The sequence below is a fragment of the Brevibacterium sp. NPDC049920 genome, assembly GCF_040656435.1.
Taxonomy (GTDB): Bacteria; Actinomycetota; Actinomycetes; order Actinomycetales; family Brevibacteriaceae; genus Brevibacterium; species Brevibacterium pityocampae.
This window is the reverse complement of sequence record NZ_JBFAMF010000021.1, coordinates 1-10,459: the sequence shown is the minus strand read 5'-3', so window position 1 is coordinate 10,459 and position 10,459 is coordinate 1. Positions and strand designations below refer to the sequence as shown.

The window sequence follows — 10,459 nt, the reverse complement described above, 5'->3', positions numbered from 1 at the left end:
CGTCCAGTTCCCCAACAGACTCCCCCTCTGACCACCCGGCAGAGAGGCTGATCGACCGGTCCCTTACACAGAAAACTTGACACCTCCCTCCCTTCGGCCATGGCATGTCGACTTCAGGATCTTCGGGGAGACTAAGATACTAATAGTTGCGGCGGGCGCGACGAGGTAAGGAGGCGACGTGGCAACCACGAGACCAGCCTTCGAGTTCGTCGACCTCTTTGCCGGCCTTGGCGGTTTCCATGTTGCGCTCGATGACCTTAACGGCAGAGTCGTGTTCGCTGCCGAATGGGAGCCGGCACTCAACGCTCTCTATAAGAAGAACTATGGCGTCCACCCCTGGACCGACATCAACGCTCTTGAGACCGATAGAGACATCGAGCGTGAGATCCCTAACCATGACGTCCTAACTGCAGGTTTTCCTTGCCAACCGTTCTCCAAAGCCGGCGACCAAATGGGTTTCGCCGACACGCTCCAGGGCACCCTCTTCTTCAAAGTCCACCAGATCCTCCGCGTAAAACGCCCACGCCGATTCATCCTTGAAAACGTGCCAAATATCCTGAAGCACGACGGCGGTCGCACTCAACGCAAAATCATCGAGATGCTGGAGGCGCTTGATTACTCGGTGGAAGTTGAACACTTCTCTCCTCACGAGTTCGGCATTCCACAGGTCCGTGACCGCGCATATTTCGTTGGTTCACTCGACGGGCTAGACAAGTTCGAGTGGCCAACCAAGCATAAGGACCCGACCGACATCACTTCGGTGCTTCGCCAAGACGTGCCCCCCGCTCGCTCGATTCCCGAGCAGACACTTCACGCAATCGATATGTGGGGTGACTTCCTCCGTCGTTCGCCAGCCTCGTTGAAGATGCCTTCGTTCCCGATCTGGTCAATGGAGTTCGGCGCAACTTATCCCTACGAGGACGAGACCCCGCCGGGAATCTGGGATCGTCGACCGATATGGGGTTTGCGTCAGATGGGTGTCAAAGGCAGCTTCGGCCAAAGTCTTGAATGTTCGGTCGGGGAACAGAAGGAGCGGATCCCCAGTCACGCCAATCGCGATAGCGATTATCAGTTCCCCCGGTGGAAGCGCACCTTCATCAGACAGAACCGCGAGTTTTACCAACACAACCGCTCCTGGATCGACCCTTGGCTGGATCAATGGAAGCCCGAGGAGATGCAGTCCAGCTTCCAGAAAATGGAGTGGAATGCCCAGGGTGAGGATCGAAACATCGACAACTTCGTCCTGCAGATCCGAGCTTCTGGGCTCAGGATCAAGCGGCCTACGACGTCCCCCAGCCTCATCGCCTTCACCCAGACACAGGTTCCCATCCTCGGCTCCAACCTGACTGGAGAACGCCGTTACATTACACCTGCTGAATGCGCTGAACTCCAAAGCCTCGGCGATATCCATCTGCCGACTTCCGACCTCGACGCTTACAAAGCGCTCGGCAACGCAGTCAATGCTCGTGTCGTCAAGGCGATCGCCGAAGTCTTACTCGAAGGTCTAGCCAATTCGAACTCCTCCAGCACTGCCGACCCTGAACCCATAGTAGGAATGCGCACCTCTACGTCGAACAAGTGGAGAGACGCCCGGCAGGAATGCGCTCCCATTACGAAGCCACCGAGCATAGGATCCGTCCTCGTTGCTGGACGGTCGGCATGACATGGAGGGAGCCTGGCATTGGATACCGTGTATGAGCGCGTAAGTGAGGCGATCGCTGACGTCATGTTCGGCTCTGCTCAGGCCGGGCGGCCTGTCTATGCGCTTGCTGATACCGAGACTGTGCAGAACGTGCTCGAAACAGCCGAGGTCGAGGATCGGACGCTTGCAGGGCTGGCGGCAGTCGTCCGGTCTTCGCTTCAAATCGACGAGGCTGGCGCATCCCCATTTCACTGGCAGGCTAAGGCTGCGCAGCGCCATCAGCGCTCGCCACTTGAAACTCCGCCCGCGCTCCCCCTTCTCGTCACACTGTCAATCGCTGCCGAGCAAATGCATGCCGACGGCAACCTGGCTGCTCACAACTATTACACGCGTTTACATCGGCTCTTGCATGTCCCGGAGACGAGATGCTCGCGGGTGGAGAACAACTATCGTCAGGTCGCCGAACTGCTGTGGGGGTCGCTGAACTCCTGGCTTGAAGCTTGGGAAGGTGAGCGCGGTATCCCGACGGCCTACGCCGTCGGCGGTCACGCCTTCATCGGGCTGCCAATGTCGCAGGCGGTCGTTCGGCAATACGATCGTGCCGGCCTCCACGAACTCTTCGCCCTTGAAGGCATGACCCCGGGTCTGCGTATCTCGCCGAACGACATGAGTCTCGTGATGGACCCCTATGCGACGGCCACTCCGAGCTTCCCCCTCAGTTCGCATCTTGCTCGTCTCTGGCGGGACCCGGCCGCCCGAGAGCGAATCGCCAATGCCGCTTGTCTCGAACTCGAAGCATGGGATGGGTCGGGGATAGAATCGCTCTCCTCTGTGCGACCCGTCGTCACGACGCGCCTGGTGGCGTTCTTGCGGACATTCCCTCGCAAGTCGATTGAGTTCAACCTGATCCTCCCTTATCGCTCGGAAGGGCCGGACACCGCCCGGTTCCAAGGCGCTGACGAGGAGTCGATTGTCCCGACTGTAGCCGGGCCCGGTGGCTCCACGCGGCTATCCGGTGCTGAGGAAGTCAGCGCGGCGTCGCTCGTCGGGGAACTGCTAACTGGCGAATTCGGGGATGACGAGAGTCGCCCGTTCGGTCGTCGCCCGAAGCGAGTCGCTCCGCTCCGATGGGACGACCTTCAGGGAGCATTCGTCGAGATCGAACACATTTCGCTCGGGGAGGACAGCATCGTCCTGGCCCGGTCGGACGCACGCCAGCGTGTCGAGACTCATCTTGAGACTCACGCACGACCGGGATGGCGTGAGCTTGTCGACCTCCCGGGGACGCCAGAGGGGTGGGTCGTTTACCACCACGTCCAGATCGTGTCCGCACCGAACAGGCAACCACACTTTGATCTCTTGCCGCTGACACCCCGCGTGCGGACGAGCCTGACACTGCGTGGGGGATTCGTGCTTCCTGGCTTGCTACGAAAGTGGTCGGTCAAAGAGCCACCCGAGGCGGTCGCCCTCGCCGCTGGAGCTTCCTCGGTCGGCGTTTGTGTGTACCGCGGCAACAGAATCGACCAGGCCGAACTCATCACTAAGTCTGTACAGCCCGGCGAGCTCGCGGTGTTTCCACTCATAGATCAGGGCCTAACTGACGGAGAGTACGTCGTCGCGATGTTCGTAAACGACACGAACAAGCCATCGACAGCGGCGCTCCTACGACTGCGATCGGCGAGCACTCCTCAGTTCCGCGTCGAGGACGTCGATATCCGTTTGGTCTACTCGCCTGAATATTCGCCGCGCTGGCCGCTGACCGCCGGTCCCGCCAAGTGGCCGAGTCATGTCAACGGAGCGAGAACAGTGGGTCTCGAACCGCGCCGGGGCGGCTGTACAGTGCCGATGCCTGAGTTTGCGCCCCGAGAGCCGAGCGCGTCGACCGCGTCGATTGCGAAGACTCGGGTGGGCGTGCCGATGGCGAGCGACTCGTGTCTCATTACCGGGACGCACCGATTCCTGCTCCCGCCCATGCTCCGCGGCCAGGCACGTACGCGTAGCATCGAAGGCGAGTGCGTGAATTGCGGGCTCGTTCGTCGCTTCGCTGGGACCGACCGGGCTGCGAGAAAGAAAAAGGGCGCGGCCAGGACGATCGAGATCCCCGAAATCCCGCCGGTGATCGAATCGGACCAGCCAGACTTCGAGGTCGCGTTCGATGCGCTGAACCACGTCGGGACCGGCTCGTTCGGGGCATTCGAGCGCATCGCCGCGCAGGTGGAGGGCTCAGGCCTGTTCGCGGACTCGTTCCTCCGGCGGCTTGAAGTCGTCGGGCATGTGGACGTAGCCAGGGACGACCATCTCCAGGTGACTCAATGGGCGGTGAATACGTCCACGCTCGTTCCAACGGGTGACCGGTCATGGGTGCTCATCGGGTCGCGCTCCAGCGCGCTGGTCGAGCAGCTTGAAGAGTTGCTCGGCACCAGCGCTGTCGTGCGCACGAGCGTTGATGCGGAGCTCGCTCGCCTCGAGGTCGTTGGCATTCTGCCGGTCGGTAAAATGGCAGACGCTGGGATTGCTGTATTGAAAGCCTCACCGGTCGAGGACATCGCTGAGGCGTTGCCACCACTTAGTGAGGTGGTGACGTCGCTCAAACGGGTAATCGTGCCGAGCCACCGGTCTGCAGAGTTCTGGGACACCACGTCGGCCTCATGGCACCCCGCGGAGTCGCTGGTCAAGGTTGGCGCATATCGGCTCAAGGACTTCGGCTCAACCTACGCGATACGCACCGCCGATGACATTGCAGGCGGCACGATCGGGCTCGGCAACGCGCAGATCGTGAAGCACATCGCAAACTCGTGGGCCGGTGATCCCCTCGTTGGCTATAACTCGCGCAGTGGCTCAGTCGTCACGCCGCTGGGTGCGGACCTGCCATCCTTGTACGGGCGTGCTCTCGCGCTTTGCTCGGGACGAGCCCCGCGTGAGATTGTGAATCACCGCCTGCTCCAGTACCCGTCAGTACCGCGCACCGTCGCGGACATCATCTACGACCGAGTGAGCCGGTGATCAGCATGCCGTTCCCGACCCCAGTGAAGATTGCCGATGACCTCCGCGACGCGTTTCTGCGGTACATAGACACCGCGTACGCACTGCGCGACAAGGCCCTTGTAGACGAGCGGCGACACCTGCTGCTTGAAGGGCAGGGCAACCTATTTGCCCCGCTCATGCTCGAGCCAGTTCTGCCCTATGACGGGGTCGCATCGGTGGTAGAAGCGGCCAGCCAAGCGGGAGTTGACGCATGCGACCTCGGTGAAGTGATCGCGGCGGTCTTTGGTGTGCCCCTCGACAAGCTAGCGGGCATCAAACTGCGCAAGCATCAGTCGACAGCACTCGCTGCGCACTTCGCGGGCGGCATCAGTCATAACCCGGTGGTGACTTCTGGCACCGGTTCAGGCAAGACGGAGTCCTTCCTGATCCCGCTCCTAAGCCGTATCGTGGCGGAGAAGCGATCGACAACCGCACTGCCCGCGATCCACGAATGGTGGGATCTGAAGCGGCAAACCGAAAACTGGCGACCAGCCCGAACGGTTGGAGCGAATCCGGCAGCTGTGCGGTCGGTGATCCTCTACCCGACCAATGCGCTCGTTGAGGATCAGGTTGCACGGCTCCGTCGGGCCGTACGCGGCCTTCGGGGACAGGCGTCGCCGATTGACCTCTGGTTCGGGCGCTATACCGGGGCGACACCGGGCTCGGGTGGAGTTCCAACCGGAAAGGTCTCGGCACCTGCCACCGCCGACGCGGCGCGGGACTTGCGGGAGCTGTCGCGCCTGAACGCCCGACTAGCTGAACTCAACGACCCGGACTTGACGGCTCAGTTTCAGGACCCCTTTGGTGGCGAACTCATCACCAGGTGGGACATGATCGCCACTCCGCCCGATGTGCTCGTCACGAACTACTCGATGCTCAATGTGATGCTGATGCGCGACGTCGAGGAACCGATCTTCGAGTCCACTCGGCGGTGGCTCCGGCAGTCTTCCGACCATGTTTTCACCCTCGTTGTTGACGAACTGCACTTGTACCGCGGCAGCACCGGGGCCGAAGTCGGGATGGTCGTCCGAAACCTGGCATCGCGGCTCGGGCTTGAGCCTTCGTCCGACCAGTTCAGGATCATCGCGACGAGCGCTTCCCTCCCCGGGGACGACTCGGGTCTGGAATACCTGGAGCGCTTCTTTGGCGTCGATCGGGCGTCCTTCGTGATCGAGCCAGGGCAGGCGCGGCTGCTGGTGCCGGGCGAGAAGCCAGCGGCCGCTGAAGTGTTGAACATCGCCCCGGATGAGTTGGCGGAGGCCGCCGCAAGAGATCGGTGGGCGGAGACGATCGCTGCGGCATGCGCTGACCCTGGTGACGGGCGGCACAAGGCCACCCGCATCGGCACGGTTGCGGCCCGCCTCTTCGGGAGCGATCCAATAGCCTCGCCAGCCCTCACGGCAATGCTCATCGGTCTCGCTGATGCCGAGAAGCCCGCGATCCAGTTCCGCGGCCATGTCATGATGAGAGGAATGCGCGGGCTCTGGGCCTGCTCGGACCCAACCTGCCCAGGCGGAACCGAATCGGAACCTCGGCGAGTAGGTCGAATGTACGACACGCCCCGGTCGACCTGTGCTGACTGCGGCGCACGAGTGCTTGAACTTCTCTATTGCTTCGAGTGTGGTGATGTCAGCCTCGGCGGCTACGTCGTGGATCGGCCGGACCGCGGGTCCGTCGTACTCTCAACCACCCCGGTCACGCCTGGCGAGAACTCTGGTGACTTCGTGTACCGAAGGAACGACGACGAGTACCGATGGCTCTGGCTCGGCTCGCCGGTTCCCGACGCACCCAGGGTCCACAAGCTCCCCGCGCACATGAACGAGAACCAAACGACCATCGAAACCAACTTTGGGGCGGCCAGCTGGAATCCCAAGCTCGGTTCGCTCGTTCTCGGTAGCTCGCCTGACGGCGTCCCAGCAGTTGTTCTCAGTCACAACGCAGGCGGGAATAGCGGACTGACGCTTCCTGCGCTACCGGAAGCCTGTCCCCGATGCGGGGGAAGCCAGGACAACCGTGATGCCGCGGTTTACTTCGCCGGCAATGTCCGCTCGCCAATCCGCGCACACACTTCCGGTCGCGCTCAACTCAACCAAATGGCCGTATCCCAGCTGTTCCGCAGCCTTGGGTCTGAAGCAGCAGAGTCGAGGACAATCGTCTTTACCGACAGCCGGGATGACTCTGCGCGCATCGCCGCTGGGATCGCACTCAATAACTTCCGCGACCAAGTTCGACAGGTCGTCCGGCAACTGCTTCACGGACGCGAGAACCCTGTGCCGATTCTGCGGGCACTCCTACGTGACGAACTCACCGGCGACGATCTTCAGCGTGCCGAGCAGCTGCGTGCAGTCCGTCGAGAGCTGTTCGACAAGCTCAGACTGGAGAGCCTCGGCGCGGGCGATGCAACGGATCTGGCGACGATCGCGGCGGCCGAGAAGGAGACCGAATCTCTTCCGTGGGCAACTCTCATCCATGAAGCCGAGCAGATGATGCTTAAGGCCGGCGTCAACCCGGCTGGTCCCGGGCCGTCAGTGGCCGAAAGCGAGGGTGACGCACCGTGGTATCGCGCTTACGAGCCGCCGGTTCGTAACGCCTGGGAACCGCTGACCGACGCAGTCGCACGACCTATCCGCCAAGACCGCTACCGGATTACCGCGACCGCCGTCACTGAGGCCGTCTTCGACCGTGCCGCACGCGACCTCGAATCGACCCGCCTTGGCGTAGTCAGGGCGCGGCCGCCGGCACCCGACAGCTGGGGTTTCTCAAAGGACGAGACAATGTCGGCGAGGATCGCAGGGGACGTGGTCGCGAGTGTCATCCGCATCCTTGGAATCGCGAAGCGATTCGAGGGAGGGTACGTCGCTCGGTCGAACACAGCACCAAAGGTCATCGGCACCTACCTCAAGAAGGTGGCAACGAAGCATCAGATGGACTGGCAGACGCTGCAGTTGAACGTCGGTGAGTTCCTTCGCGAGAGCGGCATCGTTGATCAGACATGGGCGCTTAGAACCCAAACAGGGCAGGATGCCCTCGAACTTAGGATGCCGGGCGACAAGGTCTGGGTCTGCGATAACTGTGGCACAACTCATTTGCACCCGGCGGCCGGTGTTTGCACCAATGAGGAATGCGCGAGCGGCGTACTCCGCGAGGAGGCGTGGTCAGAGGAACTCGACTACTACGGATGGCTCGCCTCGCAACCGCTTCGACGAATGCGAGTCGCTGAACTCACGGGTCAGACGCGATTGGTTGACCAGCGAGCGCGGCAGCGCCTTTTCAAGGGCGCGGTGCTTCCGGCACCCGCTGAGAGTGAGCTCGCCGATCCGCTCGATCTGCTTTCGGTGACAACCACAATGGAAGTCGGTGTCGACATCGGTTCCCTCCGAGCAGTGGCGATGGCGAATATGCCGCCTCAGCGGTTCAACTATCAGCAGCGCGTCGGTCGAGCCGGACGCTCAGGTCAGCCGTTCTCATTCGCGGTTACCGTGTCGCGAGACCGGGCGCACGATGACTACTACTTCCAGACGCCGGAGAAAATGACCGCGGCTGATCCGCCTCCGCCGTTCATCGACTTGTCGCGGCCTCGAATCGTTCGCCGGGTGATCGCAGCAGAGCTTCTGCGACGGGCTTTCCTCGCCGGTCGTATTCCGCCTCGGCGAACGGGCGACAGCATCCACGGCACGTTCGGAGATACGAATGACTGGACTCAGCGGCGCGCTGAGGTCGAGGCATGGTTGCAGACATCGAATGATGTTCCGATCGTCTGCGAAAGGTTCAGTGCCTACACGGCACTCGACATCGACGGTCTCAAGCACTGGGCACGGACCGGGCTGGTATGCGACATCGACGAAGCGGTTGGCAACCCATACTTCCAGCACACGGAGCTTAGTGAACTGCTCGCTAATGCCGGCGTGCTCCCGATGTTCGGCTTCCCGACTCGGGTCCGCCCGCTCTACTCGAAGCAGCTCCGCCGTGCAAGCGATGCCGAGCAACATACCGTCGCCGACCGCGACCTCCGAATGTCCATCACTGCATTTGCTCCCGGAGCCGTCGTCGTCAAAGACGGCGCCGAGCACCTCGCTGTGGGTTTCGCGGCCTACAGCATCATCGGGGCCAGCGCACGAAGGAAGGACCCGCTCGGGACTCCGCTTCCGGTTCATCGCTGCGGGCAGTGCGGCAGCCTCGATACCCGGCCGACGAATGAGTCACTCAAGTGCTCGGTGTGCGGCGAGGAAATGAGAGCGTTCTCGCTCTACCAGCCCGAGGGTTATCGGACGATCTACAGTCAGCCGGATTACGACGATTCGCACATCACCCCCATGTTCGCCGGTTACTCCGAACTCTCCACGAATACCGAACTCGGGCAAGATACCCGACTTCACGGGGTCTCGCTCCAACTGCTTGAACAAGCTGAGGTTGTCGCAGTGAACGACAACAATCGGAAGCTCTTCGAGCTGAGTCGCCAGTCTGACGGATCGATAATCGCTCAGAATCGGGACCTGTACCGACGCCCTCTGCCCGAGTTCATGCGAACTGGCGGGCAAGCGATCGACCCGGCAGCGATCGGCGAGGTTCGACGTACCGACGTGCTCCTTCTCGGACTTGACGGCCTGGCTCTGCCCGAGGGCGCGGTCGCGACACTGCCATGGGCATGCCCAGCAGGCAAGGGTGCTCTCCTTTCCTTTGCCCAGCTCCTTCGCAACGCAGCCAAGGAATACCTGGACATCGAGCAGTCCGAGCTTGAGGTCGGGCTACAGCCAACGCGGATTGGTACCACAGTCTCGGCGCGGGTGTTCCTCGCCGACGCACTCGATAACGGCGCGGGCTACGCGCTCGAACTCGGGGAGCCGTCGATGTTCGAAAGACTCCTGACGTCTATTCGAGACACAACTGGAAAGCGACTGCGCGAGGAGCCGCATGGGACTGCTTGCACATCGTCCTGCCCTGGGTGTCTCCGCAACTACGAGAACCGCTTTAATCATTGGGCGTTGGACTGGCGACTCGGGCTCGACGTCGTGGACCTTGTGCTCGGCCGCGGTCTTGACCCTTCGCACTGGTCAAATCGCACCGAGGCGCTGGTGCAGAGCTTCGTTGATGGCTACGGCCCACACCTGCGAATCGAACAGCATACGGTGAACGGTTTGACATCACTCATCTCGCCGGAGGGTCGTGGGGCAGCGGTTGTCATCGGTCACCCGCTCTGGCGGCACGAGGACGCGCATTGGAATCCCCGAGTCAGACGTACAGTTACAGAACTGCGCGGGCGCGGGTTGTCGCACATTACTGTGTCCGATGCATATGTCCTCGACCGCACGCCGATCAGGCTGTTCAATGCTCTGCTCGAGGTTACGTGATGGTGAGCCCCCGTTGCAGCATTCAGACACCACAACCAATGCGGATACGAACGTTTAACCGTTGATTCGCGATCCTGCACGCGACTCTTATCGAATGCGGTTCAACTCTCGCTCCGTTGTCGACGTGGCTACCGCATTCCTGAAGCGCCCTGGGTATAGTTCAGTTTCGTTCTTTCTGTCTGGAGAACGAGGAGCAACTCCGAGAATGAAACTCTCAGTGGAGTTCAAAGACCGTGCGGTCAATACGGTCCTTGACCCCCCAGGGACAGCAGAAGTCCCCACTGTTCAATGCGCAGTCTAGAGAGTCACATGTTTAGAATATGCAGTCAGCGGGTAGTGTGTTTCGACACTGGCGCGTGGAGGTGTCAAGTTTTCTGTGTAAGGGACCGGTCGATCAGCCTCTCTGCCGGGTGGTCAGAGGGGGAGTCTGTTGGGGAACTGGACT

3 protein-coding genes are annotated in these 10,459 nt (G+C 61.6%); all 3 read left to right on the top strand.

Translation table 11 applies throughout. The features are described from left to right. Positions 1-178: 178 nt before the first annotated feature. The 3 genes from dcm to AB0I45_RS13625 are packed head-to-tail and all read left to right on the top strand — an operon-like array spanning position 179 to position 10,014. Entirely contained in the window at positions 179-1,663 is a 1,485-nt protein-coding gene (gene dcm, locus AB0I45_RS13635; RefSeq protein ID WP_345032407.1) for a DNA (cytosine-5-)-methyltransferase, read from the top strand. Positions 1,664-1,681: 18 nt separating this feature from the next. Continuing rightward, positions 1,682-4,645 (top strand): hypothetical protein, encoded by a 2,964-nt coding sequence (locus AB0I45_RS13630; RefSeq protein ID WP_345032404.1) that lies wholly within the window; start codon positions 1,682-1,684, stop codon positions 4,643-4,645. Between the two features lie 5 nt (positions 4,646-4,650). Continuing rightward, positions 4,651-10,014, top strand: coding sequence for a DEAD/DEAH box helicase (locus AB0I45_RS13625; protein ID WP_345032410.1), 5,364 nt, complete (start codon positions 4,651-4,653; stop codon positions 10,012-10,014). The last annotated feature ends 445 nt before the right edge of the window (positions 10,015-10,459 follow it).

Coding starts and splice junctions, on each gene's coding strand:
- AB0I45_RS13625 (WP_345032410.1), top strand. CDS start 4,651: ATGCCGTTCCCGACCCCAGTGAAGATTGCCGATGACCTCCGCGACGCG.